This window comes from Paraburkholderia caledonica, from assembly GCF_000383275.1.
Taxonomy (GTDB): domain Bacteria; phylum Pseudomonadota; class Gammaproteobacteria; order Burkholderiales; family Burkholderiaceae; genus Paraburkholderia; species Paraburkholderia caledonica.
Genome location: NZ_KB911039.1, coordinates 281,187 through 301,442, shown reverse-complemented (window position 1 = coordinate 301,442; position 20,256 = coordinate 281,187). Strand labels below are relative to the sequence as shown.

General features: G+C 61.3%; 17 protein-coding genes. 7 read left to right on the top strand and 10 right to left on the bottom strand.

Features of this window, described 5'->3' with window-relative positions:
* Positions 1 to 35: 35 nt before the first annotated feature.
* The 6 genes from H281_RS0119490 to H281_RS0119465 all read right to left on the bottom strand — a co-directional run bounded on the left by H281_RS0119490 (position 36) and on the right by H281_RS0119465 (position 7,462).
* Positions 36 to 1,409, bottom strand: coding sequence for an HlyD family efflux transporter periplasmic adaptor subunit (locus H281_RS0119490; RefSeq protein ID WP_020068837.1), 1,374 nt, complete (start codon positions 1,407 to 1,409; stop codon positions 36 to 38).
* Positions 1,387 to 3,996 (bottom strand): FHA domain-containing protein, encoded by a 2,610-nt coding sequence (locus H281_RS0119485; RefSeq protein ID WP_020068836.1) that lies wholly within the window; start codon positions 3,994 to 3,996, stop codon positions 1,387 to 1,389. The genes H281_RS0119490 and H281_RS0119485 overlap by 23 nt, the downstream gene beginning before the upstream one ends.
* Before the next feature lie 257 nt (positions 3,997 to 4,253).
* A complete protein-coding gene (locus tag H281_RS0119480; protein ID WP_020068835.1) occupies positions 4,254 to 5,777 on the bottom strand; it encodes an efflux transporter outer membrane subunit in 1,524 nt (507 codons plus the stop codon).
* Positions 5,778 to 5,938: 161 nt separating this feature from the next.
* Positions 5,939 to 6,217 carry a hypothetical protein gene (locus tag H281_RS0119475; RefSeq protein ID WP_020068834.1) on the bottom strand — a complete coding sequence of 93 codons (279 nt, stop codon included), beginning with the start codon at positions 6,215 to 6,217 and terminating at the stop codon, positions 5,939 to 5,941.
* A 262-nt stretch (positions 6,218 to 6,479) separates the two neighbouring features.
* Entirely contained in the window at positions 6,480 to 6,911 is a 432-nt protein-coding gene (locus H281_RS0119470; protein WP_020068833.1) for a DUF4399 domain-containing protein, read from the bottom strand.
* A 47-nt stretch (positions 6,912 to 6,958) separates the two neighbouring features.
* The gene (locus tag H281_RS0119465; RefSeq protein ID WP_020068832.1) at positions 6,959 to 7,462 is read right to left on the bottom strand and encodes a DUF4399 domain-containing protein; all 504 of its coding nucleotides are present in this window, start codon (positions 7,460 to 7,462) and stop codon (positions 6,959 to 6,961) included.
* Positions 7,463 to 7,842: 380 nt separating this feature from the next.
* Here H281_RS0119465 and H281_RS0119460 point away from each other — a divergent pair, with 380 nt between their 5' ends.
* On the top strand, positions 7,843 to 9,843 hold the full coding sequence (locus tag H281_RS0119460) for an SUMF1/EgtB/PvdO family nonheme iron enzyme (RefSeq protein ID WP_020068831.1): 2,001 nt from the start codon (positions 7,843 to 7,845) through the stop codon (positions 9,841 to 9,843).
* Between the two features lie 48 nt (positions 9,844 to 9,891).
* On the opposite strand, the gene H281_RS0119455 is transcribed toward H281_RS0119460, so the two are convergent.
* Positions 9,892 to 12,060, bottom strand: coding sequence for a serine/threonine protein kinase (locus H281_RS0119455; protein ID WP_020068830.1), 2,169 nt, complete (start codon positions 12,058 to 12,060; stop codon positions 9,892 to 9,894).
* 814 nt (positions 12,061 to 12,874) lie between these two features.
* Between H281_RS0119455 and H281_RS0119445 the strand changes: the two genes are divergently transcribed.
* The 6 genes from H281_RS0119445 to H281_RS0119415 all read left to right on the top strand — a co-directional run bounded on the left by H281_RS0119445 (position 12,875) and on the right by H281_RS0119415 (position 16,984).
* Positions 12,875 to 13,093 carry a hypothetical protein gene (locus tag H281_RS0119445; protein ID WP_020068828.1) on the top strand — a complete coding sequence of 73 codons (219 nt, stop codon included), beginning with the start codon at positions 12,875 to 12,877 and terminating at the stop codon, positions 13,091 to 13,093.
* A gap of 328 nt (positions 13,094 to 13,421) precedes the next feature.
* Positions 13,422 to 13,628 carry a hypothetical protein gene (locus tag H281_RS0119435; protein ID WP_020068826.1) on the top strand — a complete coding sequence of 69 codons (207 nt, stop codon included), beginning with the start codon at positions 13,422 to 13,424 and terminating at the stop codon, positions 13,626 to 13,628.
* Between the two features lie 175 nt (positions 13,629 to 13,803).
* The gene (locus H281_RS0119430) at positions 13,804 to 14,418 is read left to right on the top strand and encodes a TetR/AcrR family transcriptional regulator (RefSeq protein WP_020068825.1); all 615 of its coding nucleotides are present in this window, start codon (positions 13,804 to 13,806) and stop codon (positions 14,416 to 14,418) included.
* Positions 14,419 to 14,503: 85 nt separating this feature from the next.
* A complete protein-coding gene (locus H281_RS0119425) occupies positions 14,504 to 15,733 on the top strand; it encodes a YbfB/YjiJ family MFS transporter (RefSeq protein WP_020068824.1) in 1,230 nt (409 codons plus the stop codon).
* A gap of 151 nt (positions 15,734 to 15,884) precedes the next feature.
* Entirely contained in the window at positions 15,885 to 16,040 is a 156-nt protein-coding gene (locus H281_RS36060; RefSeq protein ID WP_020068823.1) for a DUF3309 family protein, read from the top strand.
* A 143-nt stretch (positions 16,041 to 16,183) separates the two neighbouring features.
* The gene (locus H281_RS0119415; protein WP_020068822.1) at positions 16,184 to 16,984 is read left to right on the top strand and encodes an SDR family oxidoreductase; all 801 of its coding nucleotides are present in this window, start codon (positions 16,184 to 16,186) and stop codon (positions 16,982 to 16,984) included.
* On the opposite strand, the gene H281_RS0119410 is transcribed toward H281_RS0119415, so the two are convergent.
* Genes H281_RS0119410 through H281_RS0119400 form a run of 3 tightly spaced genes read right to left on the bottom strand, consistent with a single transcriptional unit; the run spans position 16,981 to position 20,203 of the window.
* A complete protein-coding gene (locus H281_RS0119410; RefSeq protein ID WP_020068821.1) occupies positions 16,981 to 18,372 on the bottom strand; it encodes a four-carbon acid sugar kinase family protein in 1,392 nt (463 codons plus the stop codon). The two genes, H281_RS0119415 and H281_RS0119410, sit on opposite strands and share 4 nt — an antisense overlap.
* A complete protein-coding gene (locus H281_RS0119405; protein ID WP_020068820.1) occupies positions 18,369 to 19,667 on the bottom strand; it encodes a ribulose-bisphosphate carboxylase large subunit family protein in 1,299 nt (432 codons plus the stop codon). The genes H281_RS0119410 and H281_RS0119405 overlap by 4 nt, the downstream gene beginning before the upstream one ends.
* Positions 19,664 to 20,203 carry a VOC family protein gene (locus H281_RS0119400; protein ID WP_020068819.1) on the bottom strand — a complete coding sequence of 180 codons (540 nt, stop codon included), beginning with the start codon at positions 20,201 to 20,203 and terminating at the stop codon, positions 19,664 to 19,666. Before H281_RS0119400 ends, H281_RS0119405 begins: the two co-directional genes overlap by 4 nt.
* Between the last annotated feature and the right edge of the window lie 53 nt (positions 20,204 to 20,256).

The following is a 20,256-nucleotide window of genomic DNA, read 5'->3' as shown; positions in this document are numbered from 1 at the left end:
TGTCCGCTCCCATGGTTGATGAGTGATCCGCACGGTCAACCCGCCAACTGTCTGAACGGATCGAGACCCAGGTCGATTAGTCGCCGCTCGCGCACCACGATTTCCGCGCTCGCTGTCATGCCATAACGCAATGGATAACGCGTGCCCGCAATCTCGTAGTAGTTTTTATCGAGCGTGACGCGACCCTCGTAAACCGGCTGTTTGTCCTGCAATGAAGGCTTGGTGGCCGGCGAAATATAAGCAAGCGTGCCGCTGATCAACCCGTAGCGTTGATAGGGAAACGCGTTGAACTTGAGCTTGACCGGCAGGCCTTCGTGCAGGAACGCACGGTCATGCTCCGCAATCTCGATCTTCAACACCGGCTTCGCGTCCTTAGGCGCGACGCCGCCAAGTGGCGAGTTCGCCTGAATCTTGTCGCCGCGCTGCGTCGACGTGACGTCGGTAATCACGCCTGAAACGGGCGCGAGAATCAGCAGGAAATTGTCTTTGTCGATGTTCTCGAAACGTATCCGCGCAGCAGCTTCGGATACAAGCCGCGCGCTTTGTAGTTGCAGCCGCAACTTGTCTTCAACGTCGGTGACGTCGCGCACGGCGGCGTCATATTGAAGCTGAAGGTCGGTGGTCTGCTGGCCGCTTGTTTCCAGTTCCGCATTCGCCTTTGCATATTCGTGGCTCAAACGGAAGTCCAGTTCGGCAAGTTTCGATTGCGCGACGCGGTAGGCGTTATCCGCTTCCATCGCAGCGGTTCGCTTCTGCTCGACCTGCAGTTCAGCTATTCCGCCGCCGCCTGGCTGCGCGAACAGTTGCGAATAGCGGTCCAGTTCCTGGCGCGCCGCCTCCCGCACGCGCCGCGCGTTATCGAGCACGCTGCGCGCTTCGTCGAGTTCGGCTTTCTGTCCCTCCGCGAGTTTGCTCGTGCCTTCCGAAATGCGATTCTCATGCAGACGGGCCTCGACTTCCATTTGCGCCTTTAGCGCGGCGGCTCTTCGTTCCAGGAGCGCCTTCTTTTGCGGAAACTGCTTCCAGTCGCGCTCCGCATCTTCGAGCTTCAGTTGCGCCTGCAGCGCATTGCTCGCGGCCTCGATAGCGCCGCGCGCGTTCAGCCGGGCGAGCACGTCGCCCTTCGACACGGGCTGCCCCTCGGCGATATACAGATCGGCCAGCTCGCCGTCGATCGGCGCATAAATGCGGCGCACTTCCGAATCCGGAGATAGCGTGCCCTGTGCGCTGACAATCACATCCGCGCGGCCCACGAACGACCATAGGAGTCCCGCCACCACCAGGCCGACCATTGCCCAGATCAGCGCACGCGCGAGCCGCACCGGCTCAGCGGTCAGTATCGCGATACCTTCGACGCTGTGATCTTCCAGCGCTTCCGAAAGCAGCCTAGGGTGACTGTCGCGTTTCACTCTGCTCGCCTCCAATCAACGCCAGCTTCGCCTTTAGAAGACCCGGGTCCAGCACCATGCGCAACTCGGTGAGCGAGCGACGCTGCAAGCTTGTTTCGGCTTCGATATCCGCGAGCAGGCGGTCAAAGTCGGCAGGATGGTCCGCCTTTAATTGCGAATAGATACGCATGCCCTGTTGCGCCGCGGTTTGAGCGTCGGACAGCAAACGCGCCTCGTTGCGAAATCCCGACGAGATGCCGGCTTCGAGCCGTTGTGTGCCACCGATCGAACCGCTCGCGCGGTATTGCTTCCAAAGACTCTGCGCCCGCAGCATCAGGTCTTGCGCACGCGCCAGTGCTTTATCGTGCAACGCGGCGACGTCCTTCTCGATCGAGTGCGCGAACCAGACGTCCGCCGACGGATCGAGGCTCGCATAAAACGACAACAGACGTTGGTCGTAATCTTTGCCACCACGCGTTCTTTGCAAATCGCTGTATTGGTCGAGCAACGTTTTTTTGCGAGTCAGGTCGGCGGTCAGCATATCGGACCATGGACCGGCTGGCATCGACTGCAACCCGGCGAGCGCCTGCTGCGCGTCGCCGCGCTTCCACGCTTCGGCCACCGCGTCGAGCCGCTGGATTACATCTGCCGATGGCAGACGCGTTGCCGCAAGTTGCCGGTATTGCTCCTGAAACGGCGGTGTGCTGAAGCGCGCGGCTTTCATTTGCGAAAGCAGTGAGGTCAATTTGCGAGCCAGCGCGGCTTCGAGCAAAGCGGTGTATTGACGCAGATCGTCGCGTACACGGTCGAGTCCCGCAAGGCGTGGATAGCGTTGCGCATAATCATCCAGTACAGGCGGCAATGCCGCTGGTTTGTCGCGCGCCAATTCGGTGCGAATGATCCCGTCTAACCGTTCGATCGCCGCGAGATAGACCGAATCGTCGCTCTCCAGCTTGCGCAGATGGCTCAAGGCCTGCGCGTACGGTTCCGAAAAAACAGGTACGTATGTCGCGATCCTGTCGAGCGCACGCTGATGGCTCTTGGGATCGTCGTCCCAACGCTGCAGCAAGCCGCCTATCGTCGCTTCGTCCGCGTACATGCGGATCGGCGCTTCGACGCCGCCTCGCCCCGCCACGAAACGCTCCAGATCGCCCACCCATTGCAGTTCGCCGAGCAACGAGGCAGCATCCGCATTGTTCGCGCTCAACGACTTCATGTCGGCAAGCAGTGCGTCGGCCTGGTCGAACTGCGCCTTTTGCAATGCATTGAGCCAGCCAGGAAGCTTCGCCTTCAGCAGCGCTTCGCTCGCAAGCGCGCTGACTTTCGGGTCGGCGGGATGGCTCGCCAGATAGCTCTTCGCCGACTTCACGGCGTTTGTGTAGTCGCCGCTCGCGAGCAGATTTTTGACCTCGCGCTCGGGTGAGCCGCGCAGATAGAGCGCCAACGCCGCGGCTGCGAAAAACACGACGGCCACGCCGCTCCACGCGGCGACGCGCCTCATGCCCGCACGATCGTCGCCTGCAAATGCCTTGCCAAGTTCGCTCGCGACGAGTCGCCAGCGGCGCTGCCTGCGCTTCGAGACGCTCGCACCCTGGCTGTTATCCGCTCCATTCGCGGCACTGTCGACATCGCGCCCGCCATTGGCGCCCTTCGCAACGCTCACCGGCGCCCCGCCACCCGGAGACGCGCGCTTTGCTTGCGCCGACGCCGCGTGTGCAGACTCGTTGATCTCGTCCTCGCGTTGCCGCGCAGGGTCCACGCAAAAGATGTCGAGAAACGAATTCGCCGCGCCCACGAACGTTGTCTTGTCAGGGTCCGCGGCTTCGTCGACTGAGGGATTGAGGAGCAATTGCGTCACGGTCGGCTCGTTTTCGGGTGGTTTTTGCAGCGTCACCCTGTAGACGAAGTGGTCTCCGCCAAATGCAACGACGTCGCCGTCCGCCAGCGGCAGCGCTGATTCGTCGAGACGTTTGCCACCGACGAATGTGCCGTTCGTGCTGCCCAGGTCTTCGACGTAAAGCTCCGAGCCCTTCAGAAAGATATGCGCGTGTCGCCGGGAAATGTAATTGACCTGATGCGGGTAGCGGTCCTTGTAGCGCGAAAAGACATCATCGGCTTTGCTGACGAGGAACGGAAACGCTTGCACTTCGATCGGCTGAAGATCGAGATCGTCGCGCTGCGGCACGAGCAACAAGGCAGGGGCTTGTGCCGTGCTGCCAGCCGCTACGATGCGCGCGCGCGGTTCAATGCTCACGCGATAACACAACTCGCCGCCGAAACACAGTTCGTCGCCTGCCCGCACACGCGCCGGCGTCTGACGGACTGCGATGCCGTTTACCGTCGTGCCATTCTTGCTTTCGAGGTCCGCAACATAAATGGCGCCGTGCTCGACGAAGACCCGCGCGTGACGGCGCGATAAACGCGCAATCCGCTCAGCAGGGTAATCGGTGAACGGCGCTTCGCTGCGCCCAATTGCGAACAGGTTGTCGACAATCCGGATTGTGTCCAGCGCAGGTCGTTGCGCGGATGCAAGCGGAGACAACAGCACGTCGAAAGCGGCTTCGACAGTCGCGCGTGTCTCTGCAATGGGTGTTTCTCCGTCGGCCATTTTATCCGGATCACTAATCGTTTACCCGCTGCAGCGAGAGTGCAGCGGATTCAGCACGAAGGACGACGGCGAGAAGGTCTTTTATTAGCGAGCCATTGCAAAGCCGGCTCCTCAACGATTGTAAGTCACGCATCGCGAGTGTCAATTCCCTGTCGTTGGTTACGAAGCCAGTTGGCGTCCGGTGTGAAACACAGATAAGGCTCGCACTCGCCACGTTGCGGATTAGCTCAGTGTTCCTTTACTTCTATTGTGCTGCCTTATTGCTGTTTCACTTGCGCCTGCACGTCGACACTGGGCCACCCGCCGCCGAGTGCCTTATAAAGCAGTACCGTGTCGGACAGAATCAATTCATGATTGGCCAGCAAAGATTGCTGCGCTTCGAGTAGCGTCCGCTCGGTTTCGAACACTTCCAGTTGCGACACGAGACCAAGCCTCAGCTGCGACTGAATCTGATCAGCCACGATTTGCAGACGATCGACCTCTTGCTGCAATTCAACTCTCTGCGCCTTATGCGCATTCAGATTGACCAGTGCGTTCTCTACTTCTTCGAATGCGCCCATCACCGTTGCACGATATTGCTGCTCTGCAACTGTCGATTGCGCCTGCGTTACCTTCACATGGGCGCGTACCGAGGGGTCGAGCAGTGGAATGTTGATACTGGGCATGAAGCCGTATGTGAACGACTTAAGCAAATCAGTAAGAGCAAAACTCGCCGTACCGCCGTGGCCAGTCAGGCTGATCGTCGGCAACTGCGCGAGCTTGGCCTCGCCGACGAGGTCGTACGCCTCCAGCACTCTGAACTCGGCGGCCACCACGTCCGGGCGCCGCGCCAGAAGTTGCGCAGGCAGGCCGTCGGGTACCGCAGGCAACTGCACGCGCTGCTGCAGATGGCCCTTAGGCAAACGAAACTCGCCTGCAGGTACGCCGATCAGCGTACACAACGCGTTGTTCGCGAGATCGCGCGAGCGTCCCAGTTCGAGCAATTGATTCGTCAGGCGATTGATCTCCGCCTGCTGACGCAGTACCTGCGTCTGCGGGATGAGACCGCTGCGGCGCTGTCCTTCGTAGATCGTCAGGATTTGGCGGTTGGTGACGAGTGTTCTTTGCTGCTGGTCTATCTGGTCGTCGAACTGGAGCAGCTGGAAATAGGTGCTGGACACATTCGACACCAGTTCCAGATAGCCGGCGCGCCAGTCGGCTTCGCTCGCATGAAACTCGGCTTTTTGCGCTTGCACGCCTTTCTCGACCTTGCCCCAGATGTCGATGTCCCAGTTAACCTGCGCCGCAACGTTGTACTGCTTCGTGAAAGTCTGCCCGGTGGTCTTCTGAAAGCTTGCGCCGGCGCCGAGGTCCATCGTCGGCAACGCGCCGGCTTTGGCTTCGCCTATTTGTGTGCTGGCCACGTCGATGCGCGCGGCCAGCACCTTGATATCGAAGTTGCCGCTGATGGCTTTGTCGATCAGCGAATCCAGAGTCGAATCGTGGAAGCCCTTCCACCATTCCGGTTCGATGGTGGCCGCCGCGGATATCGGTGAACCTTTCTGATCCGACCACGACGCTTTGGCAGGCGTATCGGGCCGCTTGTAGTCCGGCATGCTGACGTCGACGCATGCGCACAATGAAAAGGCGCAAACGGTTGCCGCGCACAGCCCGCGCAACGTCGTCGCGGTGGAGTGATTGAACGAGCGCTGAGGGACCAGTGAATCAAGCAACGCTGACACGATTTTCTCCGATGACGCCCACTTCACAGCACGACGCAACGCACGCTTCAAGTAAAGCATCTCCGCCGCCGCTTCACCATCGAAGCAGGTGCATGAACATGGGTTCGGGAGATGTGCGGTAACGAGGTGTCGCGTGAAAAGAACGATTAGACGCGCAAACTTTTGAGGATCGATGCCGGCGGGCGCACGGGACGGCAGGCGTCGGCGTCCGCTCGCGCCGCTTACGACATGTAGATGTTGTTGCTCGCCGTCACATGTGGATCGATCTTGGCCGAGACGTCTGTAACGAAGGCTGCGTTGTTGCAGTTGCCGTTCTGAATATTAATCGTCGTGCTGATCAGTTGAGTCGCATCGACCTTCTTGCTGTGGTCCGGCGCAAAGAACGGTGCGAAGTTCACGTACGACGGATACAAAAGGCCGGTGCCGCCGCGCACCGCGCTCATTGCCTTGCTGTCGAGTTGTTCGGTGATGGACAGGTCCTGGATCATCAGCGTGTTCATGGCAGATCTCCTGAAAGGGAAAGTCGCAGTCTTGCGGTTGTGGTTCGAGCAACTTGTCTACTCGAGCATCACTAACGCATAGGCTGTGCCAGTTTTGCTTTCCGATCCTAAGAGATATGCCGAGGCGCTTATGGCAAGGCGTTCCGGGGAATCGCGGCCTTGCGATAGTGCTGTCCGCAAAGACGCGGCTGCCTCGACATGATGGATTGCAACCAACAACCTGCGTGCGATGGTTGGTCCGCGCGTGACACCACCCGCTCCGTCACCGCGCAATGACGGTTATTTTCTTCGAGTACACCGGCGGGTTGTGCGGAACATGCATGTCGTCGCCCATCAATAGCTGCAACGTATGCTTGCCGGGAGGCAACTGGATCATCGTCTCGGTTTCACCGGCGCCGAAATGCAGGTGATTGCGGTCCGAGGGTATTTCCTGATCCGGCGGCGGCAGGTCGGTGTCGATCAGAAGATGATGATGTCCTGTGTTCGGATACTTCACGCCCTTTGGCGCCACGCCCATGTAACGCAATCCGAACCACACGCGAAACGGCTTATTGGCTTGCACCACCTGACCATCGTTCGGATAGCCGATATAGGCATAAGCGCCCGCAGGCGCCGGGGTTCCCGCCACGGCAAAATCCGCCGTGCCCCATGTCGCCGACGCCACCAGCGCCGCGACTGCAATGAGTTTGTACATGAACGTCTCTCCGTTCCGAGCGGTCCGCGATGAACGCGCGGCTCGCGCTAGTCTTTTTGCACGGTGATGGTGATCTTTTTCGAGTACACGGGCGGCGTGTGCGGCACGTGATTGTGATCGCCCAGAATCAGTTGCAATGTGTGTTTGCCTGGTGGCAACTCGATACGCGCGTCGGTTTCACCCGCGCCGAAATGCAGATGATTGCGGTCCGATGGAATCTCCTGGTCGAGCGCCGGCAGGTCCGTGTCGATCAGTAGATGATGATGCCCGGTGTTCGGAAACACGACGCCCTTCGGACACACGCCCATGTTGCGCAGCCCCATGCGCACCCACAGCTTGCCGCCATGAATCACGGCGCCGTCGGGCGGCCAGATGATGTACTCCTCAGCACCTGCGGGCGATGCAGTCGACGCGCCGAACGCGGCGAAAGGCAGCGCCGCACCGCCGATCATCACGGCGAGCACGGTGCGCGAAACCGTACGCCATGCACATAGCCGCGTTGCGGCCGTCAGACTCCGGTTGAGAACAGCGGGGACGTTGGTTATTCGCATAGCGCACTCTCCCGAAGAGCGGTCGTGGCCACCTCGACTGCGCGAGGCAGTGCGGGCAATTCTGCTGCGTTCGCGAGCGCGCACGCGATGCGGCGGCCGCGTAGTTAAAACGACCGTGCCGCGTTACTTTGTGAATCAGCTTAGGACGTAACTTGCCAAAAAGATACGCCACACTCGTTAACCGTATAGCGCACTCGGTAGAAGTGTTGGTTGTGACCCGCCAAGTGCGTGCTATGGTTGTTGATACGTTGCAACGTGGATGGTCCAAAGCGCGTCGTGCGTCCCATACGTGTCCGCGGTACGTGCGGCGGCAACGCATAGCACCGACCGGTGCTGTACGCGAATGCCTATGTTCTGTCCGGAACAAACAGGATCCGAAGATGTGGCGAATATTCCTGCTGATGTGGATGGCCGGGGCCATTCTGGTGGATTGCGGCAATACATTTGCCGCTGCGCCGCGTGAAAGCACCGGTGCGATGGACCGGGCAATCGCGCCGTTCGCAGCCGGACACGATTATCCTGGCGCGCCACGCATTGCACTCGTGATAGGCAATGGCGAGTATGGCGACAATTCACACGACGTCGTCAGGCAAAACGCGCCGCGTGACGCACGAGCCGTCGGCAGAACATTGCGTGCGCTCGGCTTCGACGTGACCGTGATTTCGAATGCAACGCCGACTGTAATGCAACGATCGATTCGCGAACTACGCGAGCGTTTGACCGCAGGTGGTATCGGCCTGTTCTATTTCGCCGGTCACGGCATGCGGATCGGGGGGCAGACGTTGCTGATTCCCGCCGGACTGGACATGCGCTCGCCGGCTTCGCTGCTTCGCCAGGCCGTCGATCTGAATATCGTCTTGCAAGCAATGCATTCACGCGACGGCCAACTCAACCTCGTAATCCTCGATACCTGTCTCGACAATCCATTCGCCGCCGCTGTTGCACCGGATGCGTCCGCTCTTCCGCCGAACACGGTCGTTGCCTATGCGACCGCGCCTGGCGGTTTTGCGGCGGACGGCTTACGCCATGGCATTTACACACAGGCATTACTGCGAACACTCGACGAAGCACCAGCACAGCCTCTAATGAGCCTGCTTGCAAACGTCGCGTCCGAGACTCGCCAGATAACACGTGGCGAGCAAAGTCCGTGGATTGCGTCCTCGCTGGCGGCATCGGCAGATGTAGGAAACAGCGCGGTCACAGTGCCGGTCGTACATGTCGAGACCTACGACGATACTGTCGTGACACTGCACAGTCGCGGCATTCTCCCAAAAGACAGCAGTGAACAATACGAAATTACGTTCTGGAATTCGATCAAGGACAGTAACTATCCCGGCGACTACGAAGCGTATTTGAAGGCCTATCCCAATGGGCGCTTCGCCACGCTAGCGCATGCCCGCATCGATCGCTTGCGGGCGGCGGCATCGGCCGCGCCTGCGGCCGCTGCAGCAGCTTCCCCCGCGCCGCCCGCCGCGCAACCGGCAACGCCACCTGCTACACCGACACCGCAAGCCGCGCGTCCTTCAACGCCTGCAGCGCCCTCCGTTACCGCGACGCCTGATCGGCAGCGCGCCGTTTCTGCGCCGCCCGCTGCGAGCACTACGGCACCGCCAGCGCCGCCTGCCACGTCAACCGCTCAGAAGCCCGCAGTGCATGCGCCGGTCGCAGGTGAAAGCCGCGATTGCGCGGCGTGTCCAGTCATGATCGCGTTGCCCGCCGGCTCATTCCTAATGGGCAGCAGCAGCGACGATCCATCAGAGAAACCCGTTCATCACGTGACGATCGGTGCACCGTTCGCGATCGGCAAGTACGAGGTGACCGTCGAGCAGTGGAATGCATGCGTCGCCGCGAACGCATGTGCGAAACTCACTCCCGAAACGAATGCGAACAAGACGGCACCCGCACGCGACCTCAGTTGGGATGACGCGCAGCAGTATGTAAAGTGGCTCGGCAAAACAACCGGCAAGCCGTACCGTCTGCCCACTGAAGCGGAGTGGGAATACGCGGACCGTGGCGGCACGACAAGCGCTTACTGGTGGGGAGATCAGATGCGCAAGGGAACCGCAAACTGCAAGGATTGCGGCGAACCGTGGCACAAGGAAGGCCCCGAGCCGGCAGGTTCTTTTGCGCCCAATCCATATGGCTTGCACGACATGAATGGCAGCGTCTGGGAATGGACCGCCGACTGCTGGCACAACTCGTACCAGTCCGCACCCGCAGATGGCCGCGCGTGGGAGAGCCCCACTTGCGACATGCGCGTGATTCGCGGCGGCTCGTGGCGGGAAGGCAGCGGCTACATGCTCAGCGCGACTCGCTTCAAATACAGCTCAGGTGTGCGCCAATCGCAAGACGGCTTTCGCGTAGTCAAAGAACTGAAGTGATGCATTGCTACAACCGCTTTCACGGTTAAGCTGAAGGGAATGCGCAGTTTATGGCGCGTGAGGCTTCGTAGTAATCGGCGCGAAGTCAGCGACGATCCGCTCCCGGCCATACTTTGCGCCGATCTGCGCGAGGCGCGCGTCGAGTGCCCGAAGATAATCGGTGCGCGATTCCGCTTCGGGACGCGGCTTGTCGAATAGCGGTGCGGGCGTGATCAGAAGCACGACCATCTCCGAACCGAACGGCTTGGAAATAACCCAGTCGCCTGCGCTGCCGATCGTCGCCGAATAACGCGGTGGCGCCTGATTGTCCTTCGCGCGCGGGCTCGGCACCATATGAACGACGTTACCGTCGAGTTGGTAATAGTCGAGGTTCACGTATGAGTCATAGCCGGGCGTGCTCACGTCGACAACCAGCGGATCGCCCTCACTCAACTGACCGCTCGGGGGACGCACCTGCAAGCCGGCGATGTGACCGGCCTGCCAGTTCTGCGTCCAGTACGGCGCGAGCGCCTTAACGGTGTCGCATTTATCGTCCGCGACGGACTGAACGTCGAGTTTCACGTCATCCACGCCGGGAAGCGCCCGCAGCCCATCTTTCAGGCGCGCAACGCCGTAGCGTTGGGAGACATAGCCGCGCACCGTCAACGTGTGGTCTTGCGTCGATGCAGCTAGCGCCGAACACGGCACTTGCGCGAGCATCGGCGTCACGGCTGCGAGCGTCAATGCGGGCTTTGGAGCCGGGGGTGATGCGGGCGGTGCGGCAGCTGTCGACGCGCTCGTCGGCGCAGTCGTTGGTGCGTTCGTCGAGGCGTTCGTTGACGAACCAGTCGACACCACGCCCGCTGCGTTCGATTGCGTGGACAACGAGGCGCCCCGATCGACGCGTCCCTGCGACGAGCCCGCGCCCAACTGCGCCTGGCTTTGACGATTCGGCGCCGACTTCCACGCGTACACGCCCACAGCCGCGGCGCAAATCACCGCGAAGCCCGCAAGCCCCGCCTTCGCCAACGTGCCGGATTTCTCGGCGCGCGCCTCGTTGTCGAACTCCGCGATAAAGCGCGTGACGCTCGGCATGCGCGTCGCGCGGTCGAACGAAAGCGCGGCGCGCAGCGCGCGCCACTGCCTAGTATCGAGATTCGCTGGCCGCTGCAGCTTGAAATCTGCGTTGCGCGCCTGCGTGGCGGACAACCGGTCGAACGGATGATGCCCGGTCAACAGTTCATACGTGATGCAGCCCAGCGCGTAAATATCGTCACGCGGGTCGGGCTCGCGATGCTCGATCATTTCGGGGCTCGCATACGCTGGCGTCAGCGCGCCGAGGCTCCCGGGATCGAAGACCGTTGCATCGCTCTCTTCCTCCGGGCGCTGAAACACGCGGGCAATGCCGAAGTCGATCACTTTGACTTCGGCATTCGTCGTGAGAAAGACGTTGGCGGGTTTGAAATCGCAATGCACGAAACCGCGTTCGTGCGCATACGCAAGCGCGCTGCACATGCCACGCACGATGGGCAACGCCGCGCGCACTGGCATGCCCTGATAGCCCGGCGTGCGCAGCAACTGGCTGAGTGGCTTGCCGGATAAGTACTCCATCGTCAGATAGACGATAGGCCCATCGCGATCGAAGTCGTACACCGTGATGATGTTGCGATGCGCGAGCACCTGCGCCTTGCGTGCCTCGCGCTGCAACGCAACTAGCGAATTCGGATTGCCGCGAAACTGGACGTTGAGGACCTTGATCGCCAGATAGGGCTTTCTGTCCGACGCCTCCAGCTTGCGCAGATCGAGCGCCTTGTAAACAGTGCCCATTCCACCGACGCCCAGGCACTCTTCGAGTACAAAGCGGTTGTTCAGCGTGTCGCCGGTGCCTTTGATCTGGTCATGGCCTAACCCGCTGGATGCGTTAGGCGCACTCGCGCCGGTGCCTGCAGGCATTGCGCCTGCCGAGCGCACCGATGGAATTTCAACCGTAGTCTGGATGCCGGTTTCGTCGCCGCCGGCGGCCACATTCGACACACGCAACTGCTCGATGCGCCGCCGCACTTCGACGTAAATGTCCTCGGGCAGCGGCGCTTTACGATGCGCGGCGCCGAGCATGTCCAGCAGCTGCGCGGGACCGAGGCCTTCGGTCACCAACGTGCTGTCGAGTTGAGCGACGAACTCGTCACGGGACAGCTCGCCGTTCTGGAAGTCGTGAATCACACGCGCAAGGCTAGCCATTTTGTGCGAGATGCCGCCGCTGCCATAGGCCCCGATCGCATATGACCGAGGCTCCCGTGGCCGATAGGAAAGCTGTCGTAACCAGTTACATGTGCCGCTTCGATACTAGCTCCAGGCCTGCGCTTTCGCAAACCAGGATTGCCCCGCGCGGTGCATGAGCGGCCGATGTCGGACGCGCTCCAACAGAACCGCGCGCGTTGTCGGGAGAGTGCCACCGCTCGCTGCGACTGCGCTAGCCGCTGCGGAGATCCGTAAATCCGGCGAGTCGGTCTGCGAGCCAAGGCCATAAGGGCGCCGATACTTTTGTTAGGAACCTTTACTAAATCTGGCACACGCCATGCATTAGTGACGCTCGAGCAGACAGGTTGCTCGGATCGAACGCCAACAACGTTGCGAGCAATAACGTCCACGTGCGATAAGCGGCGAGGCGAAGCGGCCGCTTTTTCATGCCGCTTCGCCTCGCGCCGGTCGCTTTTTTCTTCCGCGTCACTTTGGAGAAATACCATGTCATCCCTCATGATTCGCGACGTTCCCGAGTCCGCGAACCCAGCCGCCTACCGACGGTAAGCGGGTGTCCGGCGGCGCCAGGCTGCTCTCGGCAGGCGGTCTAATGGAAATTGCCAACGTCAACGTCCCGGCGACAACGAAGGACCGTGTGCCTCCCTACTGCCGCCTGCCCATATCCGCCAGGCAGGCACAAAACAGATTTCCTATACTCATAGTGCGACGAGACCTCAGCACACTTGACCCCATCCGCGAGCGCAGACGAGACCAGTGAACGGTCGTAGCACGCGGCTTCTTCGGCGAACACACCATGGCCAGACTTCTCATCAACGACCTTACTGACAGCGTGGAACTCGACCGCGAGGCAATGGCCGCCATTGTCGGCGGTGCACGCATCGGCACGCGCCTGACGCGCGCCGCGCCACTCGTGCCGGTTGCCGCGCGGGTCGTCGAGTATCCACCCGGCTTTCCGGCCGCGCATCAGGCCATCGGAAAAGTAGCTGCTACGCGCGATAAGCGGCGCGGCTAGATTCGCTTTCATATCAGCAGTGCGGCGGCATGCGTCATCGACGCGTGCCGCTTTCGTTTTTGTCGCGCGAGGCGCAGCGCGCGGACCTTTCCGCAGCGCTGCCCAACATTGCGAACGTGACATGTGGGTTATGTCCGCACACTTCGCTTCGGTCTTTCGCTCATCGCAATGCGCTTCTTGCGGCCGTGCCGCGCATATCGTTGCCTGGCGCGGCGTCGCCGACGAGATGACAGCTTCCGCGTTCATCGAACGAAAATTGGCATACACCTTGCAGAAATAGAAGCGAGCACCTTGCCGTGCTCGCCCGCCCACTTCGAGGAGTATCGCCATGAAATCCACCGTCATTATCAAGGACCTGCCCCGCGGCGCCGACGCGGCGCGCGAGGAAGCCACGCTCGACGCCGGGCAGATGAAACTCGTGCGCGGGGGCCGTTCCGTCGCCGTCACAGTCGACGGCGGCGCCTCGGGCCAAGTCGACGACTTCGACATCAACACTGCCATCTTCGAAGGGCGCATCAAAGGCACCTATCTGTAGGACGCGTGAGATGTCCGCAATTGGAAACCGCCGCGCCGCGCCCTTGCTGGCGGGGCGCGGCGGCCCAGATACGCGTCGGTTAAATTGCCCTTGCGTTCTGTATCAATCGATATATAATCCCGTTCTATATCGTTCGATACAGAACCCGCCGCACAGGCGGTAAAGGACATGAATCATGGCGCGACCCCGCGGATTCGACGAGCAAGAGGTGCTCGAAGCAGCAAGCGCGACCTTCTGGCTCAAGGGCTACGAGGCCACCTCCACACGCGACCTCGTCAAATCGACGGGTCTCACCCAGCCGAGCCTCTACAACGCATTCGGCGACAAGCGCGGGCTGTATCTGCGCGCGCTCGAGCACTACCTGGACTGCACGCTGCGCGAGCGCATCAGGCGCTTCGAGAGCACGGTGCCGCCTGCTCAAGCCATTACGGGTTTCTTCGACGAGACAATTGAGCGTTCTGTCGCCGATCCGCACAAACGTGGCTGCATGCTGGTTAATTCGGCGCTCGAAATTTCATCGGAAGACGAAGCATTTCGTAGGCTCGTCGCGACCGAAATAGCCGAGATCCGCGAGTTCTTTTATCGTTGCCTTGTCGCCGCGCAGAAGGGCGGCGCAATCGCGGCCACCGTGTCGCCCGCCGACGCGGCCACTCATCTGCTCGCCACAGTACTAGGCATGCGCGTGCTCGCGCGGGTCGATCCGCAACGAGAAGTGCTGACGAGCGCTGCCGCAACCGCTCTCGCGCTGCTCGGCTTGCCGGCGATACCAGCCAAACACGGCGGCGTCTAAGTCACGCGCCTAACGGGCGCACACCATCGCATTTTTACCCACAGCCGAATCCACGTTCAGCACGTTGGCCGGTAAAGGAATCGTCATGTCTTCAGCGCCCTCATTGACCTCTCCGGGCTCTACATCGCTCGACGCCCGTTCGCTCTACGCGACGCTCGCCGGCTTGTGCGGCAGCCTCGTCGCAATCGGACTCGCGCGCTTTGCGTACACGCCGCTGATTCCGTCACTGATTCAGGCGCACTGGTTCACGTCGTCACAAGCGGTGACACTCGGCGCCGCCAATTTCGCGGGCTATCTGATCGGTGCGTTGATCGGCCGACCGCTTGCGTCGGCGTTATCGAACCGTACCGCATTGCGTCTGCTGATGGCTGTTGTAACCGCAGCCTTCTTCGCCTGCGCATATCCGCTCTCGATCAGCTGGTTCTTCGCGTGGCGTCTGCTTTCGGGCATCTCCGGCGGTGCCATCATGGTGCTCGTCGCGACTTCTATTCTTCCGCACATTCCCGCGGCGCGCCGCGGCTTCGTCAGCGGCATGATCTTTCTCGGACTGGGCCTTGGCATTGCAGCGTCCGGAACGCTGATACCTGAACTGCTGCATTTCGGGCTGAGAACCACATGGCTCGGTCTTGGCGCAGTCGCGCTCGCATTGACCGCGGTGAGCTGGTTCGGCTGGCCGTCGACCAATCCGCCTGCACCGGTCGCAGCAGCCGGCAATCGTCACGCTTCACACGCCAGCAATCTCGGGCTGCGTGTGCTGTATGCGCAATATGCAGCGAACGCGCTCGGTCTCGTGCCGGCAATGATCCTGCTTGTCGATTATGTGGCGCGCGGCCTCGGTCGAGGTGCGGCAATTGGCGCGGACTACTGGGTGCTCTATGGGCTTGCCGCGATCGTCGGACCAGTCATTGCAGGCAACGTTGCGCATCGGATCGGTTACGGCAAGGCTTATCGCGTTGCGCTGCTGCTGCAGGCGGTAGCCGTTGCAATGCTCGCGCTTTCCGGCAATGCATGGGTCCTCGGATTGTCGACTGTGATTCTCGGCGTCTTTACGCCCGGTATCGTTCCGCTCGCGCTCGGTCGCATTCACGAACTCGTGCCGCACGATCACACCGAGCAACGGGCGTCGTGGAGCCGTGCGACCACTGCATTTGCGCTCTTCCAGGCGCTCGGTGGTTATGGCTACTCGTACCTGTTTTCGCACTCGCATAACAACTACGCGCTGATCTTTGCTTGTGGCGCCGTCGCGCTTGCCCTTGCGTTCATCGCGGACATCGTCGCGTCGCGCGTCAGGACCGCGCCTGCAACCGGTATGTGAGCGTAGTCGGCGCGCGTGACCGGCCCCGCGTTGCCATGTTGGGCACGACGCTTGCTCAAGCAGGTTGACGACGCTGCCTGGTCCCACGCACGCCAATCAAGCGTGCGAGGCTCCTCGATAGGCAGCTCCATCAACCAAGCGGAGGTCATATATGTTGGGAACTATTCTTCTGGTTGTGCTGATTCTTCTCCTCATTGGCGCGTTGCCGACGTGGCCGCATAGCCGTTCATGGGGCTATGCGCCGACGGGTGGTCTCGGTATCGTGCTCATCGTTGTGATCGTGCTGCTTGTCGCCGGCGTCGTTTAGCCGATCCGTGATGCGGTCACATCATCAATAAGTCCACGCAGGCCAGGCCGCCGGATCGCGATGCAGTGAACTGCGCGCAAATCCGGCGGCCTCGCTATATTCGTACTTAGACAAAAGGCACGTTCAACCCCCAAGGAATTGCGATGGAAAAGTTACTCGCCAATCAATTCGCATTGGTCACGGGCGCAAGCTCGGGCATCGGCTATGGCGTTGCAAAGGCGCTCGCCGATGCGGGCGCGTCCGTCGCTCTGAATTATCATTCGCACGCTGAATCGGCCGAGAAGCTCGCCGACGAAATCAATCAATCGGGCGGCGCTGCAATCGCGGTTAAAGCGGATGTATCGAATCCCGCTGATGTCGACGCGATGTTCGAAGCGTGCCGCGCTCGCTTCGGCACGTTGGATATCGTCGTCGCCAATTCCGGTTTGCAGAAGGACAGCGCTTTTGCGGAAATGACGCTGGAAGATTGGCAAACGGTGTTGGCCACCAACCTGACGGGGCAATTCCTCACCGCTCAGGCAGCCGTAAAAGAATTCCGCCGACGCGGACCGACGTCGGTATCGAAAGCGGTCGGCAAGATCATCTGCATGAGTTCCGTCCACGAGGTGATTCCGTGGGCCGGACATGTTAACTACGCCGCGTCGAAGGGTGGGATTCAGATGTTCATGAAGTCACTCGCGCAGGAAGTGGCGCCGGAGCGCATCCGCGTGAACTCGATTGCGCCCGGCGCGATCCGCACCCAGATCAATCGGGACGCGTGGGACACGAGCGCGGCGCGCGACAAACTATTGCAACTGATCCCTTATGGCCGCGTCGGCGAAGTGGAAGACATCGGCAAGGCTGCCGTCTGGCTTGCATCGGATGAAAGCGACTACGTTGTGGGTACAACCTTGTTTGTCGACGGCGGCATGACGCTGTATCCGGGATTTGCCGACAATGGCTAGACGTCAGTACAGTCGTTGTCGCCGTGACCTTCCAGCAGTTTTTCGAACAGATCGATCTCGCCCATCTGACCGCCTTTGAGCATTAGCTCGATGCCATCCAGTTGAGGACTGTCGGCGTGGACACGGCACACGCTCACCCCAGCCGACAGCGGTGCAAGATACGACAAGCCCCATGCGCCGAGTGCTCGCACAGCGATACTCGATGTGTCACCGCCCGCAATGCCGACACGCTGTAATTTCTCCGCGTCGAGCACTTGCCTCAACAGAACCGCACAAGCGTGAGCAAGCCGAGGTAACGCGCCGGACGATTCAACAGCGCTCGGTTCGCGCCGCGACGTGAAGGCCAGTACATTGCTTCCATTGCGCAACGCGTCGGCGATTGCTGCCACTTGCGCCATTAGATAGCTGTGTGCCGATTCGCCCGTCATCTGCAGCGGGTCCAGTTCAATGTGGCGATATGAGCGCGCGGCGCGAATCTGCACCTCGGTCAACGGCGACAGGCTGCCCGCCATCACGAATACCGGACTGCGCGCACGAGCCAACCGTTCGCACCGCGGCGTCGCTTCACCCGCGGCCGATTGGCCAAGCGTGGAGACATACGCCTGCGCGACACTGCTTGCGCCCACCGCAAGGAGCGGCGCGGCGCTTCTCGCCTGATTCGCCAGCAAACGCCCAATCGTTTGAAGATGCGAATCGTCGAGTACATCGAATAGCACCGCATCGGGCCGCAAAGTGAGCCGGCGTTCCAGCTCTGTTTGCAGCGCGGCGTCGCCTGCCGCATAGCAGCGCCAGTCGATGGACTGCACGTTCTCCACGCCCTGCCGCTGCAGATGCACGCGCAGGTCCGCCTCGCTCATCGGCGTAACGGGATGCCGGCTCATGGTCGGATGACGATCGATCCGGTAGATGGACGATTCGCCATCGTCAGCGCCCGCCGCTGCATACAACTCACCGAACACGCAATAGCGCCGCAGACTGGGCTGTCCGCCAATCACTGCGACAAGCGGGTTCGCGCAATACTCGCGCAATGTGCGGATCGCCACGCCGATGCTGCCCGTTCGCGGCGCGCTGTCGAAAGTCGAGCACACCTTGTAGTGCATCACCCGCACGCCGAGTTGGGCAAACGCCTGACCGACACGTGTCAGCTCCGCGCGCTGCTGATCCGGCGACATCGTCCGCGCGGCGCCCGCCACGCCAATCGCATCGAGCGGGCCGAGCTTTCCCAGATGCGTTGGGTCCGGTGGCGCTAACAGCAGCATGGTGCGCAATCCGGCGCGTGCCAGATGCGCGAGCGTATCGGTCGCGCCGGTGAAATCGTCGCCGTAAAACGCGTATTGAGGGCCGCCGGCGATATTGCCGCTGCTCGTGTCGTCGTTGTGTGTGTTCACCCGCGGCCACCGAAAAACTCGAGCGCGCGCCGCAGTTCCGGCATGCGCTCCGCGTAGACGGGCACAGGCGTGCGCGCTTGCACTGCGGCCCATGCCTGCCTGACACTCGTGACACCGGCCGCGGGGCCATCGGGATGCGCGAGGATGCCGCCGCCGGACATGAACAGCAAGTCGGTGGATTGCACGGCATCGAACGTAGCCTGTGCGGTACCTGCCCACTGTCCTGAAGAAAACGCCGGCAATACCGTGTCATCGCAGCCGGGAGCGAGCGGCGTCGCGCAGTCGCGTGCGGACTCGATGACCTCGGCATCGCTCTGTGCGAATTTCCCGGCGAGACCATGTACATGCATATGATCGACGCCAGCGAGACGCCACAGCGTCTGATAAGCCTGAAACGATATGCCAAGCGAGGGATCGCGCGACATCATGCCGTAGCCGTTGCGATGTGCGTGCAGCACCAACGGCGTGGCGCGGCGCAGCGTCTGAATAGCGGAAAAGCCGCACCAGTTGATGCTCGCCATCACACACGCGCCGCCCTCGCGCTCCACCAGTTCGGCGTGCCGACGCATCGCGTCCAGGTCGTCGGTGATATTGAAGGCGACCATTACCGGGCGGCCGCTGCGTTCGCGATAGCGACGCACTTCGGCCATGACCGCGCGCACCCGTTCGGCAAGCGGTGCATGCGCGGGGTTCGCGCTTACTTCGTCATCCTTTATAAAATCTACGCCTGCCTCGCACAACTCGCGCACGAGCGCCGCGGTTTCCTGCGCACTCAGACCCACGTTCGGTTTGATGATGGTGCCGATCATCGGCCCGTCGATTACCTGAGTCAACGCACGCGTACCCTTCACACCATGACGCGGCGTCTCAAAGCGTGCGCGATAAGACGCCGGCAAACGCAGCGACAATAACCGCATGCCGGTGACTTCGCCGAGGTCGTATAAATTGCCCGCGACGGTTGCGGCGAGCGTCGGCAAGTTCGCGCCAATGTTGGCAAGCGGAAAAGACAGCGTAACGCGCGCGCGCCGCCAGGGTCCGAGCGCGCCTTTCCGGGCGAGCCATGCGCTATGAAGGCTCGGCTGCGCCACGGGTTCCAGCTCCTCGATGCGCAGCACGCTTGCGCGGCTTCGCGCGCGCAATGCGTCGGTTTCGTTGGCCACGCGCACGAAAGTGCCGCTAGACTGCTCGCCAGCCATGATTTCGGCGACGCGCGCGAGATCGAGCGGCGTCTCGATCAGATAATCGGCTTCGAGCGAATCGCGGTCGCCGCCACGCGGCTCCTGTGTGTAGGTCATAACGTGCTCAAATCGGGAAAGCGGCGCACCGGCTCACGGCCGTCCCAATCGCGTGAGGCCGCGTAGATCATGTCGAAGAGCTTCCCCTTTGGTCCCGCAATCTCCGAAAGCTCGATCACCGTTCCCGGATGATTCTCAGTATCGAAGTACACGAAGCGGCCATTGCGGCCGACTTCGCCGCTCATCGCAACCTTGAAGCCTTGCTGCTGCAAACGCGCGAGGTCGGCGTCGAACGAAGTTGTCCAGTATGCGTTGTGCTGAAGCCCTGTATTGCCGGCGGTGAGAAAGTCGCGATACATGGAGGGCGCCTCGTTTCTCGTCTGAATCAGTTCGACTTGAAGCGGCCCGGAGTTGGCGAGCGCAACCGAGTTATGAACTTCGTATGATTGCCCGCGATAGGTGTAGTTCTCAATGGGCACTCGCTCGTTGTAAAACCACGGTCCCACACCGAGCACGCGGCTCCAGTAATCCATGGCGGCCTCGATATCGCGCACCACGTACCCCGCCTGGCGAATCTCGCCAAAGAATCGACTCATGAAAATCTCCCCACGCAGCAATTATTGATAGACGAGCAACTCCCGGCGCGGCA

Bases quoted from the DNA above. Each gene is read 5' to 3' on its own strand.
- H281_RS0119485 (WP_020068836.1), bottom strand. From the start codon at position 3,996: ATGGCCGACGGAGAAACACCCATTGCAGAGACACGCGCGACTGTCGAA.
- H281_RS0119480 (WP_020068835.1), bottom strand. From the start codon at position 5,777: ATGCTTTACTTGAAGCGTGCGTTGCGTCGTGCTGTGAAGTGGGCGTCA.
- H281_RS0119475 (WP_020068834.1), bottom strand. From the start codon at position 6,217: ATGAACACGCTGATGATCCAGGACCTGTCCATCACCGAACAACTCGAC.
- H281_RS0119470 (WP_020068833.1), bottom strand. From the start codon at position 6,911: ATGTACAAACTCATTGCAGTCGCGGCGCTGGTGGCGTCGGCGACATGG.
- H281_RS0119465 (WP_020068832.1), bottom strand. From the start codon at position 7,462: ATGCGAATAACCAACGTCCCCGCTGTTCTCAACCGGAGTCTGACGGCC.
- H281_RS0119460 (WP_020068831.1), top strand. From the start codon at position 7,843: ATGTGGCGAATATTCCTGCTGATGTGGATGGCCGGGGCCATTCTGGTG.
- H281_RS0119455 (WP_020068830.1), bottom strand. From the start codon at position 12,060: ATGGCTAGCCTTGCGCGTGTGATTCACGACTTCCAGAACGGCGAGCTG.
- H281_RS0119445 (WP_020068828.1), top strand. From the start codon at position 12,875: ATGGCCAGACTTCTCATCAACGACCTTACTGACAGCGTGGAACTCGAC.
- H281_RS0119435 (WP_020068826.1), top strand. From the start codon at position 13,422: ATGAAATCCACCGTCATTATCAAGGACCTGCCCCGCGGCGCCGACGCG.
- H281_RS0119430 (WP_020068825.1), top strand. From the start codon at position 13,804: ATGGCGCGACCCCGCGGATTCGACGAGCAAGAGGTGCTCGAAGCAGCA.
- H281_RS0119425 (WP_020068824.1), top strand. From the start codon at position 14,504: ATGTCTTCAGCGCCCTCATTGACCTCTCCGGGCTCTACATCGCTCGAC.
- H281_RS36060 (WP_020068823.1), top strand. From the start codon at position 15,885: ATGTTGGGAACTATTCTTCTGGTTGTGCTGATTCTTCTCCTCATTGGC.
- H281_RS0119415 (WP_020068822.1), top strand. From the start codon at position 16,184: ATGGAAAAGTTACTCGCCAATCAATTCGCATTGGTCACGGGCGCAAGC.
- H281_RS0119405 (WP_020068820.1), bottom strand. From the start codon at position 19,667: ATGACCTACACACAGGAGCCGCGTGGCGGCGACCGCGATTCGCTCGAA.
- H281_RS0119400 (WP_020068819.1), bottom strand. From the start codon at position 20,203: ATGAGTCGATTCTTTGGCGAGATTCGCCAGGCGGGGTACGTGGTGCGC.